Genomic DNA, 21,712 nt, shown 5'->3' on the forward strand with positions numbered 1-21,712 from the left:
TCTGACTACGGATCAGAAGGTTAGGGGTTCGAATCCCTTCGTGCGCACCCCGGTAGTACCAGGTAAGAGGCCAAGTCCCGATGTAAAGGACTTGGCCTCTCCCGCGTCTCTGGGAGAAAAATGGGAGAACCGGATTGGATCTTGATCCGCGTTCGCCCTCGGGCACCTGCTCGCGCACCCGGAGTCGTCAGCATGTTCTACAACGTTACTGTCGAGATCGCCCCGCCGCACGACACCGTTCCCCTCGACGCGCTTCGCTCGGTCGGCGCCGCGACGCTGCTCGATGCCTGGCTTAGCCACATCGAAGGCGCCGAAGTCGACGAGGATGACGAGGACGGGTCCACGGTCGACCTCGCACGCTACAAGGTCGCCACACACGCTAGCGGGGCGGTTCTGAACCTGCTGGTCGACGCCGAGACACTCTCGGACGCCGAGGCCGCAGCCCGCGACATCGCCGAGGCCGCGTGCGAATACATCGAGCCGCTGGAGTCCTGGCAGGTAACCAGGGCACAAGTCGAGCTCGACACGACCGACGCTGAGGAGCAACTCGCCGAGGCTGATCGCTGGAGCCTGGACGAGGCCGCGCTCGAAGCCGGCGGCAAGGTCGAGGACGAGCGCGGGATCACCCGCGAGCTCATCCTCGCCGCGGGCAAGCACCTACGCGCATTCGAGCCGGACGACTTCGCCGGCGGCGAGGACGCGAGCGAGGCCAAGCAGGAGACGGCCCGGCTGTGCATGGGTGCGCTGATGTGGACCTGCGAGACCGTGATCGACGACCTGTTTGCCGACATCGCCGACCTGGCCGAGGTGCCCGGCGCGAACGCGGCGATCCTCGACGACTCGATGCGTGTCCTGTCGCAACTTCCCGCGCAGCACGCGCATCTCTACACCCGCTTGTTCGCGCAGAAGTTCATGCTAGCGCTCACGGCCGTCGTCGATCGGCTGTGCCGCGATCAGTGGGACCTGTGCGCCAGCGTCGCCGAGGAGCTCGCGCTGAGGCTGCTGATCGAGAACGCTGACGTCGTGCTCGACTTGGTGTCACGCGGTGACGAGGACACTGATGCGGCGTTTGCGTGCTTCGAGGATTGCGCGTTCGAGGACGCTGATCACGAGTACCTGTTCGACCCGGCAATGGACGGCGTAACCCCTGAGGCGATGCCTCAGGGGTTCGGGATGGCGCCTATGGACTTCGGATCGTGGTTCGTGCCGTTCAACGACACGCGGCCGGTCAACCCCTACTGTCTGCCTGACGGGGAAAGGGAAGGTTCTTCCACCGCTTGATGATGGCCGCGGTGTCGCCGCCGGCCTGCTCCCATCGGTGCTGAAGGGCGTTGCGTAGGCGGCGCTCCATGGCTTCAGTGACGTGCTCGTAGATGGCCGGTACGCCGTTGCCGCTGTGGCCGAACTGCCGCCGCTTGAGCGGGTCGGGGATTCCGGCCTCGTCCATCGCGACCTTCACCGAGTGGCGTAGGCCGTGGAAGGTCAGGCCAGGACAGATCTGGTCGACGATCGGATCCCAGTCGGCGTAGAACGCCTTCGGGCGCAGGATCTTGCCGCGCTGCGATGGGCAGATGTACTTGCTGTCGTGCATCTCAAGCCAGGCGTCAATCAGCTCGACGAGGTAGGGCGGCAACACCATCGGCCGGTTTGCCGACATGCCTTTGAGCGGCTCGCCGTCGCGCATGGTGCCCGGCTCAAGCCGGTTGTGTCCGTACAACCGCATCGCATCGCGGTCGAAGGACTCGCGCAGGGCGCCCATGGTCTCGCCGTAGCGGGTGCCGAGGGTCCCGGCAATGATCGTGGGCATCTCGTTCCAGGGGTCGAGCCGCTGGCCGATGCGGACGATCTGATAGCCCGTGGCGAACACCTTCTCGCTAGGGCGATTCGCAGGGCGCTTGATGGAGCGGCACGGCGTCTTGGGGATGTAGTCGTTGGCTTCGGCGTCGGTCATGATCTCTTTGAGCACGCCGTAGGTCGCTTCCAAGGTGCGTGTCTTGAAGTCACCCGCGGCGATACGGGCGACCATCATCGTCACCCACTCTTGAACGGCCGGCCGCTGGATGTCGGCGACTGCCACCGAGCCGAACGTCGGTTGGATGTGGCACTTGTACGCGCTGCGCTTGGTTTGCTCGTTGTGGGTCCTGAAGTGCATGCGAGCGAACCACCGCTCAACGTATTCGTCCAGGGTGATGCGCCCGAGCGTCGGGTCGACGAAGTTTCCCGCGCGCTGCGCGGCCTCGATCTCCTCGCAGCGGTTCTTCGCCGCGGTCTTGGTCGGGTACTTCTCGGGGTCGGTGCCGTAGGTGCCGTCAGGGCGCTTGAAGCGGACGCGCCAGTTGTTACCACGCTTTTCGGGGTACGCCATGGGGTTCCTCCGTGTCAGGCGGCAAAGCGCTTGCGGATGTCATCGAGCGTGCGGGACTCAGCGGGAGTGAGGTTGCGCAGGCGGACAGCGAGCATGCCGGGGGTGACGTCGAGGTTCTCGGCGGCCTCGTCTGTCTCGAAGCCGTATTCGGCCATGACGAGTAGAGCCTCGAAGGCGACAAGCCGTTCGGCAGCGAGTTGGTCGGCTGCTCGTTCCTGCCGTCGGGCGTACATGGCGCCGAAGCGGCCGATGCCGACGCACTGCCGGTGTCCGAGGTCGAAGTGAGCGAGTTCGTGCGCCAGGACGCAGCGGCGGCCGATCCGGTCCGCCTGGTCGGTGATGGCGATGGCCTCGATGTCGCTGAAGTAGAGCCCTTGGAGACCCGCTGGCAGCGGGCAGATTCCGAGCGTGAGCTCAGACTTGCTGTGAAGGTCTTGCCATGGGTTGTACTCCCTGGTCCGTGGCCACAACCTGTACCTCCCCATTCGGCGCCGAGAGAGTACCTCGGCGCCGTTCAGGCGGTGCATCTACCTGCGTAGATGCGCCGTTGCCGTCGTCTAGGAGGAGCATACACGGAACTATGCGCAACTGCATTTCCATTGCGCACAGGTGAGTCGGTAGTTACGCGTTCTGATTCCGGCTGGCCTTCAGACCAGCCAGGAAGCCGCGAACACGTTGAAGCTCGTCGGGTGTGGCGCTTGCAATCTCTACCAGCAGCTCGGGGTCGATGCCCGACCCAACTGGCACCTGCGCCGAGCTCAGCGGTGGTCCCTCGGGATCCTCTCTCCGCAGGATCGGCTCAAGGCCGTTGCGGATGCGTTCGGCCGCTCCCGTTTCCCAGCCAAGCGCCTTCTCGATCGCCGGCAACGACCGGGGGTTATCCCAGGACTTGCCTTCCTTGGGGCGTTCGATGCTTTGGATGGTCCCGACCGAGATTCCAGACCGCGCGGCAAGCTCAGCCTGCGACCAGCCGAGGTCGTCCCGACGGCCCCTGAACGCCTCGGCGACCACTTCTCGCCCATCGGGCATACAGGAACTCCTTTGTGGGTGGGGGCGCGGACCTGGTTGGCCCGCGTCTGCACAAACGTCGTTACGGCACAACTGTACGCGAGTACAGCACAGTTATACGTACCTCGATGCTACCTACCGACTCCGACAGGTTCGCCTAGCACGCCCGTTCGATCTTTCCGGCCCGGCACGACCCCGAACTTGCTTGAAGTTGCGTGTAGTTATGGAATAACTTTGGCTCACCTACGGGTCAGTTGAGCATTCGGTCGCCTACTGAGGCAACGCGGATTTTGACAGATCTTGACCCGCGGGATGTATCACGGCTCCCGAGCGACGAGGTGACCATGACAGACCAGCCCATACCGGCCGAAGATCAGGTGCTTTACACGTTCCCGCAGGCCGCTCACAAGCTTCAGATCAAAGAGAACACGCTGCGCTTGTGGGTAACTGCCGGCACTGTCCAGCACACCCGACTCGGTCGACATGTCCGCTTCTCCGATGACGACATCGATGCCATCATCCGCGCGAACCGCCGGCCGGTCCTGACCGGCAAGCGGCTGCCGGGGACGCGCTGATGGCCGCGCCTGCGACACCTGCACAGGACCAGATTCGGGAAGACGTCGCCGCGTTGCTCGCTGCTGTCTACGACTCGATTCCGGAGTGGAATCGCGAGCTCGTCGAGGACGTAGTCATGTCCTACGGCGCCGACGGTGAGACCTTCAGCGCCAACGATTTCCGTCACCTGTTGCCCGAGGCCGCACACGGTCACGTCGGCGCGGTGCTGCGATCGCTGGCCACCCGCCGCCCGGCTGTGATCGTGCCCGTCGGCGAGGTGCGCTCGACGGCTTCCTCGACCCACGGCAAGCCGATCAAGGTGTGGCGTCTGGCCGAGACGAGTGGTGCCCGTGCAAGCCGTTGAGACTGCCGGCGCTCTTGTCACCATCGCCGCCCTAATCGCCCTGTGGCCGTGGACGGTGCGCCGGATCACCAAGGCATCAGCCGAGGCCCGCCGGATCCTGCGCCGCGAGCCGAGGTCCGCGGCGCCCGAGGGCGATGCAGACCTCGAAGTCATGCTGCTCGGTCCGTATGTGACGCCGCCTGGTCATCACGATCACCTTGCCGACCGGTGGTCGGTGATCGCTGATGTCGCGGTGGTGGTCGGTCTGGAGCGGTCCGTTTCTCGTGTTCGGAGTGGGGGGCGCGATGACGTCGCGTAGGGATGCCGGATCGACCTATGAGCAAGCGATCGGCACGGTGGGTCTGGAAATGCTCGGGATGCACGACGAGGCGTTGTGTCTGCTGTCCGACCTGCTTCGGATAGGCCAGGCCGCGGCGATGGTCGAGGCGGTCGGCGTGTGGGTGGAGTTGGCACGAGCAGCGGTCTGGCCAGACGTCGAGATCACCTCGGCGCGGCCGGTCGTGTCGAGCCTGGACGGCATCGAGATGCCGATCGACGCCACGCCGGTCGAGTACCGGTTCGTTGCCCGGTTGTTCGCTGCCTACCTGGCCAAGGACTTCGACGCGGTGATGGCGCTCTGGTTCGCCGGCTCGGAGTTCCCGCAGCCGGTGAAGTCGAGCTGTCTGGTCTTGGCGCTGCGGATCACTGCGGCGTTGGTCGCTGCTCCGCACGATGCGTCGCCGTTCTCGTGGGAGGTGTCCGCATGATCACTATCGGGTCGTTGTGCTCCGGATACGGCGGGCTGGACTTGGCCGTTCGCAGCGTCCTCGGCGGCCGGGTGGTGTGGCATGCCGAGAACGACCGCAACTCGATACGGGTTCTTGCCCACCGCTGGCCCGGCATCCCTAACTTCGGCGACATCACCGCCGTCGACTGGTCGGCGGTGCCGCTGGTCGATGTGATCACCGCCGGGTTTCCCTGCAAGGACATCTCAGTGGCCGGCCTTGGTGCCGGCATCGAAGGAGAGCGAAGTGGTATCTGGCGCAACGTCGCCGAGGCCGTTCGGGTACTACGACCGGCACTCGTGTTCGTGGAGAACGTCGCCGCCTTGCGAACCCGAGGGCTCGACCGTGTCGCCGGCGACCTGGCCCGCGAGGGGTACGACGCGGCATGGCTGTGCCTACGTGCATCCGATATCGGCGCGCCGCACCAGCGCAACAGGCTGTTCCTGCTCGCCTGGCCCGCTGTTCCAGACGCCGAGGGCCTCGGACGGCACGAAGGGCTCGCCGAGGCAGAAGTTCGGCAGCGGGCACGGCTCACTGGCCTCGCAAGTGACTTTGCTGCCAACGCCGACGGCGAACGAGGGCCGGGGTCCGTGGAGCGGTGGGCGGGCCGGCGGGTTGAACCTGCGCACGGCAGTGGCCCTGCTGCCGACGCCCTCGGCCTCGGGGTGGTGTCAGAAGACGACGCCGCACCGGAGACCGAACGGGATGCGGTTTCTGGGGGCGGAGTTGAAGCGGGCCTGTACTGGGCCGAGTACACCGCCGCCGTCCGGCGCTGGGAGGCACTGACCCGGCCGGCCCCGGCAGCGCTGGAGCCGAACACCCGCGGCGACATGCGTCTGTCAGCGCGGTTCGTCGAATGGATGATGGGCCTGCCCGACGGGTTCGTGGTCGACGTGCCCGACCTCCCGCGTACCGCGAAGTTCCGGATCCTCGGCGACGGGGTCGTTCCGCAGCAGGCGGTCGAGGCGCTGCGCCTGCTGCTCATCGAATTGTTGGGGGCTATCTGATGCCGTGGGCGAAGTTCGACGACAGGATGCCGTCCAACCGCAAGGTCAGACTGCTGTCCGACGCCGCGTTCCGGCTGTACGTATCGTCCGTCTGTTGGTGCTCCGAGCAACTAACCGACGGCCGGATCGCCACCGAAGAACTCCGGATCGTCTCCGACGTGCGCGACCCCGAGACGGCGGCCGGCGAATTGGTCGCCCGCAAGCTGTGGGAACCGGTCGAAGGCGGGTGGCTGGTTCACGACTTCCACGACTACAACCCGACCGCCGCCGCAGTCCTGGACGAGCGCGCGAAGGCGGCCGAGCGTCAGCGGCGGGCGCGGGATAAGGCGAAGTCGTCACGTAGTCAGTCACGAGGGCAGTCACGCCGTTACAGCGGCGTGACTCACACCGACGATGACGCGCACGCGAACCCGACGCACGCTGTCGAGGTCGTTATCGACGACGAGCGCGTGGGCTACGACCTGGACGACATCGCCGAGGTCTTCGACGAGGATGATCCGGGCGAACCCAGTTTGACCAGAGCCGACGTCGTCGAGGCGGATCGGTCACGCCGTGAGTCACGCAGTGACGCCGCCGTGACTCACGCATCTGTCACGCCGGACGTTCGGTCCCCCCGACCCGACCCGACCCCTATATACGAAACCTCTTACGAGGTTTCGGCGCCTCCCGCGCCGCCGCTCGCGCTGGTCCATTCAGCGGCGTTGCCCGCAACGGTCGGGGCGCCGACCGCGCAAACGCTCTTGGCCGAGTACATCGCCAACGTGCCCAAGCGTCCGCCGAGCAAGGTTCTCGGGCAGTTGGGGCGTGAGCTAGCTGCGCTGCTAGCCGAGAACGTCGACCCCGACGACGTGCGGAACGGTCTGATCGCTTGGAGTCGCAAGAACCTTCACCCCTCGACGCTGCCCTCGGTCGTCAACGAGGTCATGAACGCCCCGGCGGCCGGCCGAACCGCCACGGCCGCCCCGTCACGAACCACCGGCATCCTCGATCGCGCCGCCGCGCGTGCCCTTGCCGCTGAGGGAGTAACCGCATGAACCCCACCGAGACCGTCAACTTGCTGCGGATGGTGTCTGCGGCCTGCCCGGCGATGCGCATCGAGGAACACACCCCCGAGGCATGGCACCTGGTCCTCGGCGACCAGCAGTTCACCGACGCCGTCCAGGCCGTTCGGAAGGTCGCTCGCGAACAGACCTGGATTGCGCCAGCGGACCTGATTGCCGCGATACGCCGGATCCGCGCCGAGCGGATCGAGCGCGCGAACCTGGTCTACGAACCTGCTGGCGAGGAGAGCGCCCGCGAGTTCTGCCGACGCCTGGCCACGATGCGCCGCACCGCCGGTGACGGCAACGCACCGGCCCGCCCGATCACGCTCGCGCTACCGGCGGGTGTCGCCGCACCGCCCGAGCTCGCCGAGCGCGCGCAGGCCCACCGCGCCGGCATGGCCGTGCTGCAAGTCGCGTGCCCGTTCTGCAAGGCACCGGTCGGCACCATGTGCCAACTCACCGCCGGTCCACGAGGGCGGCGACCGCATGGCGGAGCGCACCCGTCGCGCAAGGAACTCGCGGGGGTGCGCGCGTGAACCAGACCCTTGAGACGACACGTCGGGCAGTGCTGTGGCGCGATGCCGCAGCCTGCGCCGGTACCGATCCCGAGCGATTCTTCTCCACCGACCCCGCCGAGACCGCCGAGGCGCTCCGGATGTGCGCGACATGCCCTGTCCAGGCCGCATGCCGCACGCACGCCGAGTCGACGCCCGAGTACGCAGGCGTGTGGGGCGGCGTCGACCTGGACGAGCGTCGCCGCGCCGCCCGCCGCCGACCCCGGAAGGACGCGCGTGTTCGATGACCCGCTGTACGCCACCGCCTTCGACCTTCAAGCCATCCGGCAGGAGTGGGGCGATCTGCTGGTCGCCCGGATGCACGGATCCCCGCGCCCGTTCGTGGAACGCGCGTTGGACGCCGAACAGCGCGCCCGCCGCGACGAACTCGCCCGCATCGAGCGCGCCGAAGCTGATCCCGAGGCGCCCGGCTGGTCGCCGGCACCATGCCACCTGGACGTCGTCGACGCCATCGCCGACGTGACCGCCAGCGTGATTGAGCTTGAGGCCGCGGTGCGTGACCGCCTCGGTTTCGGGGCGGTTCCGCGCGATACGGCGGTATCGATGCCGTCCTACCGGTACGACGAGCACGGAACGATCGTCGAGGATGAAGAACCCGACGGAACGGTTCACTGGGCGTGCGTGTGGCTGGAAGACGCGCTGCCGGCGATCGGGGCGATACCGGAACTGGCTGAGCACGTCGCCGACGAGACCCGCCGGCTCGCGCACCGCGTCCGCACGGCATGCGGTCAGGTCGCTCTCGGATTCCTGATCAAGTCCGCGTGCTTCGTGTGCGGCGGCGTCAACGACAACAACCCCATCGGCTCGCTGACCTTGCGGCTCTACACCGCGACGCGCCTGGTTGACGCCTACGTACTGTGCCACAACCCCGCGTGCGATCCCGACTCGGCGTCGTGCGGGTCGTTCCTTCGCGGCCGGCCGATGTGGACCAGCGTGGAACTGGAGTGGCTCAACGCCCGCCTCGACGATGCCGCCGAGCACGGAACCCGGATGGCGGTCTACCGGTGAACCACGCGCGCTTCCGGCACCGTCCCGCCCGCGTTCCGGTGGTCCGCCACCGGTTCCGCGGGGTTCCGCGCCGGTGGAGTGTCGCAGTACCGGAACATCGCCGGAATTGATGTGTCACAGCTGGTAGACACGGGTGTCACCTGTACGGCATGCTCGGCAACAGCCCGCCTCGCGGGCGTCACAAACTCCATATACAGTGAGGCCCCGGCGGTGGTGGAACACCGTCCGAGGCCCCGGCATCGGCGGTAGTGGAATACCCCGATGCCCTGGCACCAGAGAGGTACCTCTGATGCAGCACCAGGCTATAGCCCTGCCTGCGCTCCCGCCCAGCGTCATTCGGATCGTCCGCATCGGCATCCCGATATCGCTGCTAGCCACCGAAGCCCTGTCGTTCCAAAGCCTGTACTCGCTCGGCCTGCTCGTGGGCTGGTCCTGCGCTCTGGCCTGGCTGCTGCCGGTCGCCCTGGACGTTTACGCCGCAGTGTCGACCGCCGTGTGGCAGGCCATTCCGGACGAGCACGAGGCATCCAAGCCAGCCGCACGCAACGCCCGGTTCGCCATCTGCCTGACCGAAGGCGGCAACGCGCTCAACCACCTGGCCAACGCCGGCGGCAACACCGCCCACATGATCATGGTGTTGAGTGTTTCAGCGCTACCGCCGCTGATCGCCGAGAGGCTGTTGCGGCTCGCGGCGTTCCTTCCAAAGCCTGAACCGGAAGCAGTACCGGAAGCCGAGCCGATTACCGACGTCGCATCGGAAGCCGAGCTGGCCGAACCGCAGAACGCCGCCAGCATCGCGCCGAAGCCGAAGGCACCGAGCAAGCCGACCGCGAAGCAGCAGGAGATTATTGCTGCGCTGCGCGAGGCCGACGACGCGACGACGTCAGAGACCATCGCCGCCAAGGTCGGTGTCACCGACTCCTACGTGCGCCAGGTCCGCCGCAAGCTCCAAGCATCGCCAGCGCTGGCCGGCGCCTGATGATCGGTTGCGTTGACTTTCAGGTTATCCACAGGGCAACCTAGATCCACGGCTGCTTCAGCCTGCCCGTATACCTCACCCCGGACGCCGTAGGCGCTCGGGGTTTTCTCATGCCTTCGCGTCGGCGACGTGCGGATGCGCAGGATCCTGATTCGAGGCGGTGCGCCTTGCCTCGCCGTCGCCCGTGCCTTGACTGCGGAGAGCTCCACCCCAACCCTTCGCGCTGCTCGCCCTGCCAGCGACGCTATGAACGCGCCCGTGACGAGGCCCGCGGTTCAGCCTCGGCCCGAGGCTACGGCTACCGCTGGCGCCGACTCACCGCTCGGATCCTCGCTGACCACCGCGCGGCCTACGGCAACGTCTGTCCGGGCTGGATGCGCGAGCCGCACCGCGCCGAGATTCTCACCGTCGACCACATCATCCCGCGAGCGGCTGGCGGCAGCGACGAGCGCGGCAACCTTCAAGTGCTGTGCCGAGTGTGCAACTCGACGAAGCACACACACGTTGACACGGCCTAGCCGCATACCGGGGGCGGGTATATCTCGACGGGTATACGTGCGCAGGACCCGGCCCCCAACCCCAAACACATCGCCGCGAAAGTCTGACCGGGGGGTCTGAGCCGATCATGCCCACCGGACGACCGCCGACACCGACCGAGCGCAAGCGCCGGACCGGCAACCCCGGCAAGCGCGCCCTACCCGACGCCGCCGACTCGCCGGCGCTGCCCGCGCTCGCCCTGGACGCACCCGATCACCTCGGCGCCGCGGGCCGCGCCGCGTGGATGCTGCTCGCCGCGGAATGCTCATGGCTGGCGCACACCGACCGCGTGTCGGTGGTGCTGCTGTGCGAGAAGCTCGACCGCCGCGCGGCCTGGATCGCCCAACTCGCCGGCGCCAACGAGGTGCTGCTCACGGACAAGGGCTACGCCTACCCGAACCCTCTGGTCGGGATGCTGTCCACCCTTGAGACCGAGATCGTCAAACTCCTGTCGCTGCTCGGCCTGACGCCGGCGGACCGCACGAGGATCGGCTTGGGCGAGGTGCGACGTGCCTCGAAGCTCGCCGAGCTCCTCGCCGACCGGCACCGGCAGAACAACTACGACCCCTGATGTCGCCGGATGGCCACCACGGATCCTCACCCCGGTCGACCTGGCCGACCAGACGCGCGGCGACGGCACTCACGTCGCCCGGTTCATCGAGACCCTGTGCACGATCACCCGTGACACCTTCAGCGGGCGCACCGGCTCACACCTGGCGCTGCGCGACTGGCAAAAGCTGTTGCTCGACCACGTCTTCGCCCGCCGCCCCGACGGTCGGCGCCGGCACCGCGTCGCCCTGGTCGGCGAGCCACGCAAGAACGGCAAGTCGGGTCTCGCCGCCGGCATCGCCCTTGAGGGACTGTTCGAGTGCCACGGCGCCGAGGTCTACTCCTGCGCCGGCGACCGCGAGCAAGCCCGCATCGTCTTCGGCGACGCGAAACGCATGGTCGACGCCGACCCCGACCTGTCGGCGGCGTGCAAGGTCTACCGCGACGCCATCGAGGTCGTCGAACTCGGCTCGGTGTACCGCTGCCTGTCCGCCGAGGCGTTCACCAAAGAGGGCTTGAGCCCGACCCGCGTCGTCTTCGACGAGTTGCACGTTCAGCCCAACGACGAGCTGTTCAACGTCATGGCGTTGGCCGCTGGCGCCCGGATTGACCCGCTGTTGTTCGCGATCACCACCGCCGGTGTCAAGACCGACACCTCGGGCCGCGACTCAGTGTGCTTCCGGCTGTTCCAGTACGGGCAGCGCATCGCTTCCGGCGAGGTCGACGACCCGTCGTTCTTCCTGGCCTGGTGGGGCGCACCGGACGATGCCGACCACCGCGACCCGGACGTCTGGGCCGACGCAAACCCCGCCCTCGGCGACCTGCTCGACCCCGAAGACCTCGCCGCCGCCGTCCGGCGCACGCCCGAGGCTGAGTTCCGCACCAAACGCCTCAACCAATGGGTCAACACCGCACAGGCTTGGCTTCCGGCCGGCGCATGGGAGGCATGCCGAACCGAAGACGACCCGATCGGCGACGGCGTCGAGATCTGCCTCGGCTTCGACGGCTCGTTCAACAACGACAGCACGGCCCTGGTCGCCGTCACCTGCCCGACGCCGGACGACCCGACCCCGGTCGTCGACGTCGTCGCCTGCTGGGAACGCCCGACCGAAGCCGGAAACGACTGGACGGTGCCGATCCTCGACGTCGAGGACGCCATCCGCGCCGCCTGCCGCCGCTTCCAGGTCCGCGAGATCGTGTGCGACCCCTACCGATGGGCACGCACCTACCAAGTCCTCGAAGCCGAGGGCCTACCCGTCGTCGAGTTCCCGCAATCCGCTGCCCGCATGACCCCGGCAACCCAACGGTTCTACGAGGCCGTCATGAACGGCTCGATCGCACACGCCGGCGACCCGCGCCTCGCCCGACACCTGGCCAACTGCGTCCTGCGCGTCGACGCCCGCGGCTCGCGACTGTCCAAGGACGCCCGCAACAGCCCGCGCAAGATCGACCTCGCCGTGGCCGCGGTCATGGCGCTGGACCGAGCCGTCCGCGAACCGGAACGGGCACCCGACGTCGGGTTCTTTGCATGGGACGAGCTGTGAACGACACAGGATCCTGATTCACGAACGGCAATGGGGGTCGCTCATGGCTTCCAGCATTGCCGAGATCCTCGGCCTGTCCTGCCTCACCGTCGCCGCGTTCCTCATCGCCGCCCCGCTCGGGTGGGCGGTCGCCGGCGTCGCGCTTCTGCTGATCGGCCAGGCCCTCGACGGCGTCGATGCCGCAGAGGCGGCACGCCGCGCAGTATCCACAGTCTGTGGACAGCGCCGCCGTGCCGCCGATACGGAGCGGGGCGAGTCGTGACGATCCTGCGCCGTGCCTCCAATGGGATCCGCGAGCGGCGGTTCTTCGCCCCGTCTGGTTCCGGCGCGGGCGACCCGTGGGCGATCCCGTCCAACGGCACCCTCGCCGCTTTCACCTCATCCGGTGTTCCGGTCACGGAGGAAACCGCGTTGTCGCTGCTCGCGGTGACTGCGTGTGTCCGGATCATCTCCGAGGCGGTGTGCGGTTTGCCCTTCGATGCGGTGCGGATGCGTGGGAAGGTCCGCGAGCAACTCGAACCGGCGCCGATCATCATCTCAGACCCCTTCGGCGGGGCGTTGAACCCGCGCCTGATCTCCCGGCGCGTCGGGTTCGGACAGATCATGGTGTCGCTGCTGCTGCGCGGCAACGCCTTCGCCCTGGTCCTGTCCCGCGACGGTCGCGGATACCCGAACCGCCTCATGGTGCTGCATCCCGACCGCGTCGAGGTGTCCCTCGACAGCGCCGGACAGAAGATCTTCAAGGTCAACAAGGTCGAGATCGACCCCTACGACATGGTCCACCTGGTCGGCATGTCCTTCCCCGGCCAACCGGTCGGGCTGTCGGTGATCACCTACGCCCGACAGGCGATCGGCCTCGGCCTGGCCGCCGAGGAGTTCGGCGCGAAGTTCTTCGGCGCCGGCGCGCACCTGTCCGGGATCATCGAGGTCCCCGGCGACCTGGACAACGACCGCGCCCGCCAGTTGAAAGAGCGGTTCTCCGCGATTCACACGGGTCTGCGGACCGCGCACGCGGTCGGGGTGCTCACCGGCGGGGCGAAGTTCGCCCCGATCAGCGTCACGCCCGAGGACGCGCAGTTCCTCGGCACCCGCGCCGCGCAGAACCTCGACATCGCCATGCTGTTCGGCGTTCCGCCGCACATGCTCGGCCAGGTCGACCGGACAACCTCATGGGGGACCGGCATCGAACAGCAGACCCTAGGGTTCCTGAAATACACCCTCGAAGCCTGGCTCGGCCGGCTCGAAGACGCCTTCACCCCGCTGCTTCCCCGACCGCAGGTCGCCCGGTTCAACCTGGCCGGCCTGCTGCGGACCGACACCGTCAGCCGCTTCGGCGTCTACACCCAAGCCCGCACCGCGAGCATCTTCACCACCAACGAAATCCGCGCCCTTGAGGACTACCCGCCGATCGAGGGCGGCGACGACATCGGCATGCCGCTCAACTCCGCCACCGCCGGATCCAGCGCGACCGAGAACGCTCCGGACGGACCGGCCGCGGAGTCCGACGAGCAATCAAGCAACGGCCCGCCGGAAGGGAACAGCGAATCATGACCCTGACCCTTGACCGGCGCGCCGAGCTCTACCCGCTCGGTCAACAGGCGATGCGCTCGATGCCGTTCCGCGGCGTCGAGCTGCGCGACGCACCGGACGGAACTGGCGCCTCGGTGCTGCGGTTCACCGGCTATGCCTGTGTCACCGACTCGCCGTATGAGATGTCCGATTGGCTTGGCGATTACACCGAGGTCGTGCGCTCCGGTGCGTTCGCGAAGACCACCGCCGAGGCTGACGTCCCGTTCAAGGTGAACCACGAGGGCATCACCCTCGCGCGGACCAAGTCCGGCACCATGCGCCTGTCCGAGGACAGCACCGGCCTGCTCGTCGAGGCCGACCTCGATCCCGCCTCGCCGGCCGTGGCCACGCTGCGTTCGGCGATGGACCGCGGTGACGTCGACGAGATGAGCTTCGCGTTCCGTGTGGTGCGTCAGGAGTGGTCCCCGGACTACACGCAGCGCGACATCACCGAGGTCAACCTCAACAAGGGCGACGTGTCCGTGGTCAACTACGGCGCCAACCCCGCCACCGCCGGCGCGAGCCTGCGCGCCGACGACCTCGCCGCGCACCTTCACCGGCTGTCCGTCGACGAGCGGCGCGAGGTCTTCGACCGGCTTGCCACCGAGTTCACCCCGGCGCCGATCGCAACGCCGTCGACCGGATTGAACTGGCGTCAGGCGACCGCCCGCGCGCTGGATCTGAGCCGGCCGCCGTGACCGAGACCCGAGCGCGCCTTCGCATCCGACCGGTGAGCTTCGCCGACGCCTGCGCGTTCGTCGACGCCCACCACCGCCACCACTCCGCGCCGCGCGGGCACAAGTTCTCGCTCGGCGTCCTGGCCGAGACTGGCGAGCTCGCCGGCGTCGCGATCACCGGCCGGCCGGTCGCCCGCGTCTTCGACGACGGGCTCACCCTCGAAGTCACCCGCCTCGCGACCGACGGCACCGCGAACGCCTGCTCGGCCCTTTACAGCGCTGCCGCCCGAGTCGCCCGCGCCGCCGGCTATCACCGCATCCTGACCTACACCCGCGCCGACGAAACCGGCGCGAGTCTGCGCGGCGCCGGCTGGCGCAGGATCGCCGACCGGCCCGCCCGATCCGGCTGGCACACGCCAAGCCGACCGCGCACCCACCGCGGCACCGAGCACACCGCCCGGATCCTGTGGGAACTGATCGTCAACCCCGCCTGACCCCTTGCGTCAGGCCGTTTCCGCCTGCCCGGCAACGCGCCGGAGCCCACGCCGCCGCCCGATCACCGGTCGGCACCTGGGCCACCACCCGAGAACACGCGCAGGCACGCCCCGCACACCACAACCTGCGAAGGAGACGCGCCATGCGCGACCTCATCAACAGGCTGCTGGAGCGGCGTGCCGAGCTCAAAACTGAGCTGGACGCCGTCCTGGTAGCCCCCACCACCGAAAACCGCGACCTCAACGACACCGAGTCACAGCGGTTCACCGACCTCACCAGCGACATTCTCAAGCTCGACGCCCGAATCTCCGAGCTGCACGAGCAGGTCACCCGCGACGAGGCCGCCGCCGAAACCGCCCGCCGGCTCCAGCTCGGCGCGACGGTCCAGGTCACCCGCGAACCGGAAACCTACCGCCGCGGCGGACAGCGCTCCTACTTCCGCGACCTGTACCTCGCCCGCGAAAAGGGCGACCGCGACGCCTTCGAGCGACTGGAACGCAACAACCGCCAGCGCGCCGACACCGAACAGCGCGCCATCAACACCACCAACGGCGCCGGCGGCGAGTTCGTCCCGCCGCTGTGGCTGGAAGACGAGTTCGTCGCCTTCGTCCGACCCGGCCGGATCTCGGCGAACCTGTGCCGCCAGGGCGACGTCCCGCCCGGCACCGACAGCATCAACATCCCGAAGGTCAACACCGGAACCGCGACCGCCCCGCAGACCAACCAGAACACCGGCGTCCAGCAGACCGACTTGACCACCACCAGCGTCTCGTCCCCGGTCGTCACAATCGCCGGCGGACAGACCGTGTCGCTTCAGCTCATCGAACAGTCCCCGCTCAACATCGACGAGGTCGTGCTCGCCGACCTCGCACAGGACTACGCCCAGAAGCTCAACACACAGGTGCTCTCCGGTCCCGGCACCGCCGGCACCATCACCGGCCTGCTCACCCTGGCCGGCACGCAGGCAGTCACCTACACCTCGGGCACGCCGACCCTGGCAGCGCTGTACTCCAAGATCGCCGGCGCGATCCAGGGCATCCACACGTCCCGATTCCTGCCGCCCACCGCGATCGTCATGCACCCGCGCCGGTGGGCATGGGCCGAGGCACAGCTCGACGGCAACAGCCGACCCCTGATCGTCCCCGCGGCCGGCGGACCCTTCAACGTCGCGGGCAACCTCGACCAGCAGGCGTCGCAAGGGCTCGTCGGGCAGATGCTCGGCCTGCCCGTCTACGTCGACGCGCTGATCCCTACCAACCTCGGCGCCGCCACCAACCAAGACGAGGTCTACGTCGCCAAGATGGACGACCTGTGGCTGTGGGAAGGCGACGTCAGGGCCGAGGCGTTCCAGCAGACCTACGCCAACAACATGAGCGTGTTCGTGCGCCTGTACAACTACATGTCGTTCCAGGCCGCCCGCTACCCGCAGTCCATCGCCACCATCAACGGCACCGGCCTCACCGCCCCAGTCTTCTAACCCCCCGATGCGACGCAACTAGAAAACCACGTTTCCGTGGACGCAGTACCAGGTGCCTAGGTACCTTGGGGACTAGCAAAAAACAGTGCAGCGATTCGTCATTACTATTTCGAGTCGCGAATGCTGGTCGGACAGGTAGAAGCGCCGAGGCCACAGAGGCGAATGGAAGTCGTCTCTGTGGCCTCGCGCCTTACCCGACCGCCTTGACTAGCTCGATGACCAGCGCAGTGAGCGAGATCATCAGTCGCAGCGCGTCGAAAGTTGAGGTTCGCTGCTTCCGGCTTACCTCAGCTCTCTTGCTTGATCGCATGGCTTTCACCTCCTCTCGCGAGAAGGAGGAGAGACGCGATCGCGAGGCAACTGTACCGAACATCAGCTCTTTGTGACGCCGAGTGGCGATAAATTCCCGCCCGTCTGTGGAATGGAACAAGATGAACATCCTGAACTACGGCCGCGGCCTGCTCTCCGAGCTTGACGACGCGGCCACCATGCACGACGACAAGCTCGCCGCAAACGTCCGCAAGGAGTTGGTCCGCATCGAGACCGACGTCCGCGCCGCGCTCGCGGTGGTCCTGGACGGACCCGACCCCGACGCCGCGGCGCCGGCTGGCTTCGCCCACGGCGAGCTCGCGCGGATGCGACACCGCCTCGACGCCGCACTTGGCATCGCAACCGAGGGCGGCACCGGCCGCGCCGCCCGACGGACCGCAGCGAAGCCGGCCGCCCCGGAAGCCCGACCGGCGGCATAGCGCCATGCCGATCGGCGCCGGCGACAACCGGCACGACCACCTCGCCCAGCACCTCAAGCAGGTCCGCAACCGGCACCGCGCGCACGGCAACGCCCACCACGGGCACACCCGAGCGCGCGGCGCCGGCCGCCACCTCAAGCGCCACAAGGCACACCCCGCCGGCAAGACTCGCCACCACAAGAGCAAGACCCGACACCACCGGCACCCGCACCTCACACCGATCCGGCACCGCCGCGCGGCCAAGCGCCACACCCACGTTCGCCGGCACAAGCACGTCGCGAAGATCACCGGACACAGCCACCGCAAGCGGACCCGCGGCGCCGCCCGCCACCGGACCGTCGTCGGACACCGCCGCCGCACTCGGCACCTGCTCAAGCAGCACCGCGAGCACGCCCGGAGCGCCAAGCACCACCAGGTGAGCCGCAAGGCACACCACGCTCACCGTGCCGCGAAGCACGCTCGCGCGCATCACCGCCAGCACCGGCACGGACAGCGGCACCGCCAGCACCACGTCAATTACCGTCGTCACCGCCGGTAGAACCCCGGTAATCGCCCGCGACCACTGATCGGGGGCGACATTGAGTGCCCTGATCTACACCGCTGGCCAGGACGTACCGCTGGCCGTCACGGTCCTCAACGACAGTGGACTACCGGCTACCGCAACCAACGTCACCGTCACCGTCACCGTCACCGCACCGGACGGCAGCACGAGCACGCCGCCGACGGTTCCGGCCGGTACCGGCATCTACACCGCGACCGTTCCGGCCGCCGCGACCTCCGGAACCTGGCTGGTCCGGTGGCTCGCGACCGGTTCCGGGTTTGCCTTCGCCTCGGAAAGCCAGTTCCAAGTCCGCCCCGCTGGCGTCGAGCAGGTTGTCGACCTGGCCTCGGTCAAGGCACACCTGAACATGCCAGCCACGGACACCAGCCAGGACGACGAGCTGATCGGGTTCATCCTCGCCGCGACTGCCGTCATCAGGGACCTGATCGGGCCGATCATCCCCGAGACGCACACCGAGTTCTTTACCGGCGGCGTCGGCACGATCTCGCTGGCCTGGCAACCGGTCACCGCGATTGCGAACGTGACCGAGTACTACGGCCTGTCGGCGTTCCCGCTCACCGAGCAACCGCTCGGAAGCCAGATGAACGCCTTCGCCTACACCGCCGACTACGTCACCGGCGAGCTCACCCGCCGCACCTTCGGCGGGCAGGCCGCGCTGTTCGCCATCGGCGACAAGAACATCCGCGTCGTCTACACCGCCGGCCGCACCGACGTCCCCTACAACGTCCGCCTCGGCGCCCTGGAACTCATCCGCCACCTGTGGCAGCAGTCCCAGCAGGGCGCCCGACCGAGGTTCGGGGGTGCGCGCATGGACGGCGAGACCCACGTTCCGATCGGCTTCGCGATCCCCGATCGCGTCGTCGAGCTGCTGTCCCCGCACCGTCGACCACCGGGCATCGCATGACCGCCCCGGCATCCACCATCCCCGAGGTCAAGGCCTACCTCGTCGAGCTCATCACCACCGCCGTCAACGACCCGACGGTGCTGGTCTGCTACGACGACCCAGGCACCAACCAGCCCGACGACATCATCGCCGTCCGCGACATCGAGCAGACCCTCGCCCCCTTCGAGCTCGTCGGCGGGGGCGGTCCGGGCTGGCTGTATGAGACGTACAAGGTCGAGATCGTCGTCGACGTCTACCGCGGCGGCGACTTCCCGCGCCTGGTCTTCGAGCGCGCATGCGCCCTGGTCGCCATCGTCGAGAACGCCATCCGCGCCGATCCCTCATTTGCCGGCCTGGTCGTGACTGCCCGCCCCGCCGGCACGCACTACGCCTCGGCGTGGGAGGACGACGGCAAAGGCCGAACCTGTGCCGCAGCGATGACCGTCGACGTCGAGGCACGTAACTAAGCGAGGTCTTGTCTAGCGGGGGATCCGTTGGACAATCATTGTCGCAATGCTGCCATCATCGGCGTGTGGTGCTTCGTCCTCGGGAAGCACCAAGACCACCATCTCGGCCATCTCGGTATCTGGTCTAACTCCGCCAGTGATCCGCAACGCTCGCTGACCGCCGAAGACCACGATGCGGCGATCCGCTAGCTCTTTGAGAGCCTCCCCGAGGCTGCGTTTGGCATCCCTGACGCCGGCCGGTCCCGCCATCTCAACGTCCGCAGCGATGTCGCCCCAATCCCCGAGCAGACCGAGGAACCAATCAACGAGGTCGACGTCTTCCGGTTCTGAGTCCTCGTCGTCGAGCCCTGCGAAGCGAGTGAACCCGGTATTTCGGACGACGTTCCAAGCTTCACTCCCCGTGGTGAGGTGCAGCAAGGACGCCCACTCTGTCGTCGGGATGACTCTGACTGGCTTCAGCTCTTGGGTTCTTGGCAGCTCTGCAACCCACCGCTCGTGATCGTCCTTGAGCTTATGCACGCGCTCTCGCGTGTAGGCGATCGGTTGGTCATCGATGATCTTGTGACACACGTTGCACAGCAGGATCTTGTTGCCGTAGCTGTCGAGTTCTGGCTTCGGTAACGGTGGGCTGCCGCGCGGGCCATCGATCTTGTCCGCGACGATGTGCGCCTCTTCCCCGACGACCGATTCGCGGTCGGTCGGCGTCGCGTCCGCAACGAGCTGACGGCGACACTTCGAGCACATTCCGCCCGCCCGGCCCCACAGCACCTTTCGGTCGTGATCGCTTATCGCCACGTGAGAAGTCTTTCAGACCACACCCACACCAGAGTTTCCCTCTGGCGAACCCTGACGTCGAGGAGAACGTCTTGCCTTCCTTCACCTACACCGGCGTCGAGCCGCGCACCTATCCCGCCCCGCCGCTCGTCCGCGAACTCTCCCCCGGCGACACGGTCGACCTCGACGAGGACCAGGTCCCCGACGACGGCCGCTTCACCCTGACTACCACGACCGACCCGCCGCCGAAGCCGGCGAAGACCACGACCTCGAAGACGGACGGTGCCTGATGCCGAATCCCACATACTCGACAGTCGTCGGCATCGGCAAGGAAGCGACCCCCGGCCAGCCCGTCGTCCCGACCGCGTTCCTGCCGGCGAAGCAGTTCACGCCGAAGGACAACACCGCCCTGCTCCCCGATGAGGGCTGGCGCGGGTCTGCGGTGAAGACTTACGGCCACGTGCCCGGCGTGATGAGCGTCGAGTACGACTTCGCGGGCGACGTCTACGCCGACATCATCGGCTTCCCGCTCGCCGGTGTCCTCGGCGACGTCGTCGTGACTGGCTCGGCCGCCCCGTACACACACGGCATGGCGGTCAACAACGCCGGCCAGCAGCAGCCCCCGACCTACACGATCACCGACTTCAACGGCGTCTCGACGCTCCAGTACCCCGGACTGCACTTCACCGAGGTCAGCCTCAAGTTCGCCGGCGACAAGTCCCTCGACTACACCGCCAAGGCCGTCGGCTTCCCCTCGGTACCGGGTACTAAGCCGACGCCGTCCTACTCCGGTCTGCCGCTAATCGCCGGATGGACCGGCGTCGTACAACTCGGCGGCGCCACCGTGGCCTACGTCCTGGACGGCGAGATCTCGATCAAGCGCGGCGGCGAGGCGATCCGCAATGTTAACGGCTCACAGGCCCCTTACTCGGTCTGGTCGGACGCCCTCGAAGTCACCGGCAAGCTCACCTGCGTCATGGAAGCCGACACCCTTCGGCAGAACTACGTCGCCGGTACCTCCACCAGCCTCGACGTGAACTTCGCCGCCGGCACCGGAGCCGTCGCCACCGGCGTCCGCGCCCACTGCTCGAAGATCTTCCTGGACTCCGCGGACGTCAACCGCGGCAAGTCCTACGTTGAACTCGGCATCTCGTTCACCGCCGACGGCAACGTAGCCGACGCCCTGACCGGAGGATCCGGCGGTTACACCCCGATCCAGATGAACGTCACCAACGCCAACCCGACCGGCACCTACAAGTAAGGGACCTGCCTTGAATGAGTTCCCCAAGCACATCGACCTACCGCGCGGCGCCTACGCGATCCTGCGCGATCCGGCCGAGGTTCCCGAGCGTTACCGCCGGCCAATCGTCGCGAAGCAGCTCGGCTTCGCCTCATCCAAACAGGCCCTCGCCGCCGCGCAGACATTCATCGCCACCGAGGGCGACCAGGCCGTGAGCGAGGACGTCCGCCTGGACGCCGCCGCCGACCTGATCGGCGCTGGCGCCCTGTCCGCGATCGACGACATCAGTGACCTGCTGATCGTCGCCCTCGTCGACTCCTGGTCGTTCGGCCAGCCGATCACCGTCGACAGCGTTCTCGATCTGCCGTCCTCGTCCTACCGGGCACTGCGCGAGGCGGTCGAGCCGTACCTCTCGGCGCTGATGCCCGAGTTCACCCCCAACCCGGATCCCGCGAGCCCTACGCATCCCTCAAGCGCCTGACCGGCTGGCTTGAGGGACGCGAATACGACGCGAGCGAACT

Annotated in this window: 30 protein-coding genes; 26 read left to right on the top strand and 4 right to left on the bottom strand. The window is 67.6% G+C overall.

Features of this window, described 5'->3' with window-relative positions; translation table 11 throughout:
* Nucleotides 1–192: 192 nt before the first annotated feature.
* Complete coding sequence (locus tag ABH935_RS48480) at nucleotides 193–1,281, top strand: hypothetical protein (RefSeq protein WP_370384798.1); 1,089 nt, start codon at nucleotides 193–195, stop codon at nucleotides 1,279–1,281.
* Here the strand turns inward: ABH935_RS48480 and ABH935_RS48485 are convergent.
* From ABH935_RS48485 to ABH935_RS48495, 3 genes are all read right to left on the bottom strand, one after another.
* Complete coding sequence (locus tag ABH935_RS48485) at nucleotides 1,229–2,365, bottom strand: tyrosine-type recombinase/integrase (RefSeq protein ID WP_370384799.1); 1,137 nt, start codon at nucleotides 2,363–2,365, stop codon at nucleotides 1,229–1,231. The genes ABH935_RS48480 and ABH935_RS48485 overlap by 53 nt on opposite strands.
* Before the next feature lie 14 nt (nucleotides 2,366–2,379).
* Entirely contained in the window at nucleotides 2,380–2,835 is a 456-nt protein-coding gene (locus ABH935_RS48490; RefSeq protein WP_370384800.1) for an ImmA/IrrE family metallo-endopeptidase, read from the bottom strand.
* 151 nt (nucleotides 2,836–2,986) lie between these two features.
* The gene (locus ABH935_RS48495; RefSeq protein WP_370384801.1) at nucleotides 2,987–3,394 is read right to left on the bottom strand and encodes a helix-turn-helix domain-containing protein; all 408 of its coding nucleotides are present in this window, start codon (nucleotides 3,392–3,394) and stop codon (nucleotides 2,987–2,989) included.
* A gap of 323 nt (nucleotides 3,395–3,717) precedes the next feature.
* On the opposite strand from ABH935_RS48495, the gene ABH935_RS48500 reads away from it, so the two are divergent.
* The 22 genes from ABH935_RS48500 to ABH935_RS48605 all read left to right on the top strand — a co-directional run bounded on the left by ABH935_RS48500 (nucleotide 3,718) and on the right by ABH935_RS48605 (nucleotide 19,177).
* Nucleotides 3,718–3,948, top strand: a complete 231-nt coding sequence (locus ABH935_RS48500; RefSeq protein WP_370384802.1) for a helix-turn-helix domain-containing protein — start codon at nucleotides 3,718–3,720, stop codon at nucleotides 3,946–3,948.
* Nucleotides 3,948–4,292, top strand: coding sequence for a hypothetical protein (locus ABH935_RS48505; protein ID WP_370384803.1), 345 nt, complete (start codon nucleotides 3,948–3,950; stop codon nucleotides 4,290–4,292). The genes ABH935_RS48500 and ABH935_RS48505 overlap by 1 nt, the downstream gene beginning before the upstream one ends.
* On the top strand, nucleotides 4,279–4,590 hold the full coding sequence (locus ABH935_RS48510; RefSeq protein ID WP_370384804.1) for a hypothetical protein: 312 nt from the start codon (nucleotides 4,279–4,281) through the stop codon (nucleotides 4,588–4,590). The genes ABH935_RS48505 and ABH935_RS48510 overlap by 14 nt, the downstream gene beginning before the upstream one ends.
* Nucleotides 4,577–5,038: a hypothetical protein gene (locus ABH935_RS48515; protein WP_370384805.1), complete on the top strand. Its 462-nt coding sequence runs from the start codon at nucleotides 4,577–4,579 to the stop codon at nucleotides 5,036–5,038. The genes ABH935_RS48510 and ABH935_RS48515 overlap by 14 nt, the downstream gene beginning before the upstream one ends.
* Entirely contained in the window at nucleotides 5,035–6,063 is a 1,029-nt protein-coding gene (locus ABH935_RS48520) for a DNA cytosine methyltransferase (protein WP_370384806.1), read from the top strand. The genes ABH935_RS48515 and ABH935_RS48520 overlap by 4 nt, the downstream gene beginning before the upstream one ends.
* Complete coding sequence (locus tag ABH935_RS48525) at nucleotides 6,063–7,097, top strand: hypothetical protein (RefSeq protein ID WP_370384807.1); 1,035 nt, start codon at nucleotides 6,063–6,065, stop codon at nucleotides 7,095–7,097. The genes ABH935_RS48520 and ABH935_RS48525 overlap by 1 nt, the downstream gene beginning before the upstream one ends.
* Entirely contained in the window at nucleotides 7,094–7,642 is a 549-nt protein-coding gene (locus ABH935_RS48530; RefSeq protein ID WP_370384808.1) for a hypothetical protein, read from the top strand. Before ABH935_RS48525 ends, ABH935_RS48530 begins: the two co-directional genes overlap by 4 nt.
* Nucleotides 7,639–7,908 carry a WhiB family transcriptional regulator gene (locus ABH935_RS48535; protein WP_370384809.1) on the top strand — a complete coding sequence of 90 codons (270 nt, stop codon included), beginning with the start codon at nucleotides 7,639–7,641 and terminating at the stop codon, nucleotides 7,906–7,908. Before ABH935_RS48530 ends, ABH935_RS48535 begins: the two co-directional genes overlap by 4 nt.
* A gap of 106 nt (nucleotides 7,909–8,014) precedes the next feature.
* On the top strand, nucleotides 8,015–8,689 hold the full coding sequence (locus tag ABH935_RS48540) for a hypothetical protein (RefSeq protein WP_370384810.1): 675 nt from the start codon (nucleotides 8,015–8,017) through the stop codon (nucleotides 8,687–8,689).
* A gap of 289 nt (nucleotides 8,690–8,978) precedes the next feature.
* On the top strand, nucleotides 8,979–9,668 hold the full coding sequence (locus ABH935_RS48545) for a hypothetical protein (protein ID WP_370384811.1): 690 nt from the start codon (nucleotides 8,979–8,981) through the stop codon (nucleotides 9,666–9,668).
* A gap of 374 nt (nucleotides 9,669–10,042) precedes the next feature.
* Nucleotides 10,043–10,186 (top strand): HNH endonuclease, encoded by a 144-nt coding sequence (locus ABH935_RS48550; protein WP_370384812.1) that lies wholly within the window; start codon nucleotides 10,043–10,045, stop codon nucleotides 10,184–10,186.
* A 107-nt stretch (nucleotides 10,187–10,293) separates the two neighbouring features.
* The gene (locus ABH935_RS48555; protein ID WP_370384813.1) at nucleotides 10,294–10,776 is read left to right on the top strand and encodes a P27 family phage terminase small subunit; all 483 of its coding nucleotides are present in this window, start codon (nucleotides 10,294–10,296) and stop codon (nucleotides 10,774–10,776) included.
* Complete coding sequence (locus tag ABH935_RS48560) at nucleotides 10,715–12,298, top strand: terminase TerL endonuclease subunit (RefSeq protein ID WP_370384814.1); 1,584 nt, start codon at nucleotides 10,715–10,717, stop codon at nucleotides 12,296–12,298. Before ABH935_RS48555 ends, ABH935_RS48560 begins: the two co-directional genes overlap by 62 nt.
* A gap of 43 nt (nucleotides 12,299–12,341) precedes the next feature.
* Entirely contained in the window at nucleotides 12,342–12,560 is a 219-nt protein-coding gene (locus ABH935_RS48565; protein WP_370384815.1) for a hypothetical protein, read from the top strand.
* On the top strand, nucleotides 12,557–13,849 hold the full coding sequence (locus ABH935_RS48570) for a phage portal protein (protein ID WP_370384816.1): 1,293 nt from the start codon (nucleotides 12,557–12,559) through the stop codon (nucleotides 13,847–13,849). The genes ABH935_RS48565 and ABH935_RS48570 overlap by 4 nt, the downstream gene beginning before the upstream one ends.
* Nucleotides 13,846–14,565, top strand: coding sequence for an HK97 family phage prohead protease (locus tag ABH935_RS48575; protein ID WP_370384817.1), 720 nt, complete (start codon nucleotides 13,846–13,848; stop codon nucleotides 14,563–14,565). The genes ABH935_RS48570 and ABH935_RS48575 overlap by 4 nt, the downstream gene beginning before the upstream one ends.
* 23 nt (nucleotides 14,566–14,588) lie before the next feature.
* Nucleotides 14,589–15,038, top strand: a complete 450-nt coding sequence (locus ABH935_RS48580; RefSeq protein WP_370384847.1) for an XF1762 family protein — start codon at nucleotides 14,589–14,591, stop codon at nucleotides 15,036–15,038.
* A gap of 143 nt (nucleotides 15,039–15,181) precedes the next feature.
* On the top strand, nucleotides 15,182–16,516 hold the full coding sequence (locus tag ABH935_RS48585) for a phage major capsid protein (protein WP_370384818.1): 1,335 nt from the start codon (nucleotides 15,182–15,184) through the stop codon (nucleotides 16,514–16,516).
* Between the two features lie 431 nt (nucleotides 16,517–16,947).
* Nucleotides 16,948–17,265, top strand: a complete 318-nt coding sequence (locus ABH935_RS48590) for a hypothetical protein (RefSeq protein ID WP_370384819.1) — start codon at nucleotides 16,948–16,950, stop codon at nucleotides 17,263–17,265.
* Nucleotides 17,266–17,269: 4 nt separating this feature from the next.
* Complete coding sequence (locus ABH935_RS48595) at nucleotides 17,270–17,803, top strand: hypothetical protein (protein ID WP_370384820.1); 534 nt, start codon at nucleotides 17,270–17,272, stop codon at nucleotides 17,801–17,803.
* A 40-nt stretch (nucleotides 17,804–17,843) separates the two neighbouring features.
* A complete protein-coding gene (locus ABH935_RS48600) occupies nucleotides 17,844–18,731 on the top strand; it encodes a hypothetical protein (protein WP_370384821.1) in 888 nt (295 codons plus the stop codon).
* Nucleotides 18,728–19,177: a hypothetical protein gene (locus tag ABH935_RS48605; RefSeq protein WP_370384822.1), complete on the top strand. Its 450-nt coding sequence runs from the start codon at nucleotides 18,728–18,730 to the stop codon at nucleotides 19,175–19,177. Before ABH935_RS48600 ends, ABH935_RS48605 begins: the two co-directional genes overlap by 4 nt.
* A gap of 12 nt (nucleotides 19,178–19,189) precedes the next feature.
* Here the strand turns inward: ABH935_RS48605 and ABH935_RS48610 are convergent, their stop codons facing one another.
* Nucleotides 19,190–19,972 (bottom strand): hypothetical protein, encoded by a 783-nt coding sequence (locus ABH935_RS48610; RefSeq protein ID WP_370384823.1) that lies wholly within the window; start codon nucleotides 19,970–19,972, stop codon nucleotides 19,190–19,192.
* Between the two features lie 71 nt (nucleotides 19,973–20,043).
* Between ABH935_RS48610 and ABH935_RS48615 the strand changes: the two genes are divergently transcribed.
* The 3 genes from ABH935_RS48615 to ABH935_RS48625 are packed head-to-tail and all read left to right on the top strand — an operon-like array spanning nucleotide 20,044 to nucleotide 21,672.
* The gene (locus ABH935_RS48615) at nucleotides 20,044–20,241 is read left to right on the top strand and encodes a hypothetical protein (protein ID WP_370384824.1); all 198 of its coding nucleotides are present in this window, start codon (nucleotides 20,044–20,046) and stop codon (nucleotides 20,239–20,241) included.
* The gene (locus ABH935_RS48620; RefSeq protein ID WP_370384825.1) at nucleotides 20,241–21,212 is read left to right on the top strand and encodes a phage tail tube protein; all 972 of its coding nucleotides are present in this window, start codon (nucleotides 20,241–20,243) and stop codon (nucleotides 21,210–21,212) included. Before ABH935_RS48615 ends, ABH935_RS48620 begins: the two co-directional genes overlap by 1 nt.
* A 10-nt stretch (nucleotides 21,213–21,222) precedes the next feature.
* Nucleotides 21,223–21,672 (top strand): hypothetical protein, encoded by a 450-nt coding sequence (locus ABH935_RS48625; protein ID WP_370384826.1) that lies wholly within the window; start codon nucleotides 21,223–21,225, stop codon nucleotides 21,670–21,672.
* Nucleotides 21,673–21,712 lie beyond the last annotated feature (40 nt).

This window comes from Catenulispora sp. GAS73, from assembly GCF_041262085.1.
In the GTDB taxonomy this organism is placed as follows: Bacteria; Actinomycetota; Actinomycetes; order Streptomycetales; family Catenulisporaceae; genus Catenulispora.

Excerpts from the sequence above, each read along its gene's own strand:
- ABH935_RS48555 (WP_370384813.1), top strand. The coding sequence starts at position 10,294 with ATGCCCACCGGACGACCGCCGACACCGACCGAGCGCAAGCGCCGGACC.
- ABH935_RS48525 (WP_370384807.1), top strand. The coding sequence starts at position 6,063 with ATGCCGTGGGCGAAGTTCGACGACAGGATGCCGTCCAACCGCAAGGTC.
- ABH935_RS48520 (WP_370384806.1), top strand. The coding sequence starts at position 5,035 with ATGATCACTATCGGGTCGTTGTGCTCCGGATACGGCGGGCTGGACTTG.
- ABH935_RS48530 (WP_370384808.1), top strand. The coding sequence starts at position 7,094 with ATGAACCCCACCGAGACCGTCAACTTGCTGCGGATGGTGTCTGCGGCC.
- ABH935_RS48585 (WP_370384818.1), top strand. The coding sequence starts at position 15,182 with ATGCGCGACCTCATCAACAGGCTGCTGGAGCGGCGTGCCGAGCTCAAA.
- ABH935_RS48480 (WP_370384798.1), top strand. The coding sequence starts at position 193 with ATGTTCTACAACGTTACTGTCGAGATCGCCCCGCCGCACGACACCGTT.
- ABH935_RS48500 (WP_370384802.1), top strand. The coding sequence starts at position 3,718 with ATGACAGACCAGCCCATACCGGCCGAAGATCAGGTGCTTTACACGTTC.
- ABH935_RS48515 (WP_370384805.1), top strand. The coding sequence starts at position 4,577 with ATGACGTCGCGTAGGGATGCCGGATCGACCTATGAGCAAGCGATCGGC.
- ABH935_RS48565 (WP_370384815.1), top strand. The coding sequence starts at position 12,342 with ATGGCTTCCAGCATTGCCGAGATCCTCGGCCTGTCCTGCCTCACCGTC.
- ABH935_RS48485 (WP_370384799.1), bottom strand. The coding sequence starts at position 2,365 with ATGGCGTACCCCGAAAAGCGTGGTAACAACTGGCGCGTCCGCTTCAAG.
- ABH935_RS48605 (WP_370384822.1), top strand. The coding sequence starts at position 18,728 with ATGACCGCCCCGGCATCCACCATCCCCGAGGTCAAGGCCTACCTCGTC.
- ABH935_RS48595 (WP_370384820.1), top strand. The coding sequence starts at position 17,270 with ATGCCGATCGGCGCCGGCGACAACCGGCACGACCACCTCGCCCAGCAC.
- ABH935_RS48545 (WP_370384811.1), top strand. The coding sequence starts at position 8,979 with ATGCAGCACCAGGCTATAGCCCTGCCTGCGCTCCCGCCCAGCGTCATT.
- ABH935_RS48495 (WP_370384801.1), bottom strand. The coding sequence starts at position 3,394 with ATGCCCGATGGGCGAGAAGTGGTCGCCGAGGCGTTCAGGGGCCGTCGG.
- ABH935_RS48505 (WP_370384803.1), top strand. The coding sequence starts at position 3,948 with ATGGCCGCGCCTGCGACACCTGCACAGGACCAGATTCGGGAAGACGTC.
- ABH935_RS48590 (WP_370384819.1), top strand. The coding sequence starts at position 16,948 with ATGAACATCCTGAACTACGGCCGCGGCCTGCTCTCCGAGCTTGACGAC.
- ABH935_RS48575 (WP_370384817.1), top strand. The coding sequence starts at position 13,846 with ATGACCCTGACCCTTGACCGGCGCGCCGAGCTCTACCCGCTCGGTCAA.
- ABH935_RS48550 (WP_370384812.1), top strand. The coding sequence starts at position 10,043 with ATGCGCGAGCCGCACCGCGCCGAGATTCTCACCGTCGACCACATCATC.
- ABH935_RS48620 (WP_370384825.1), top strand. The coding sequence starts at position 20,241 with ATGCCGAATCCCACATACTCGACAGTCGTCGGCATCGGCAAGGAAGCG.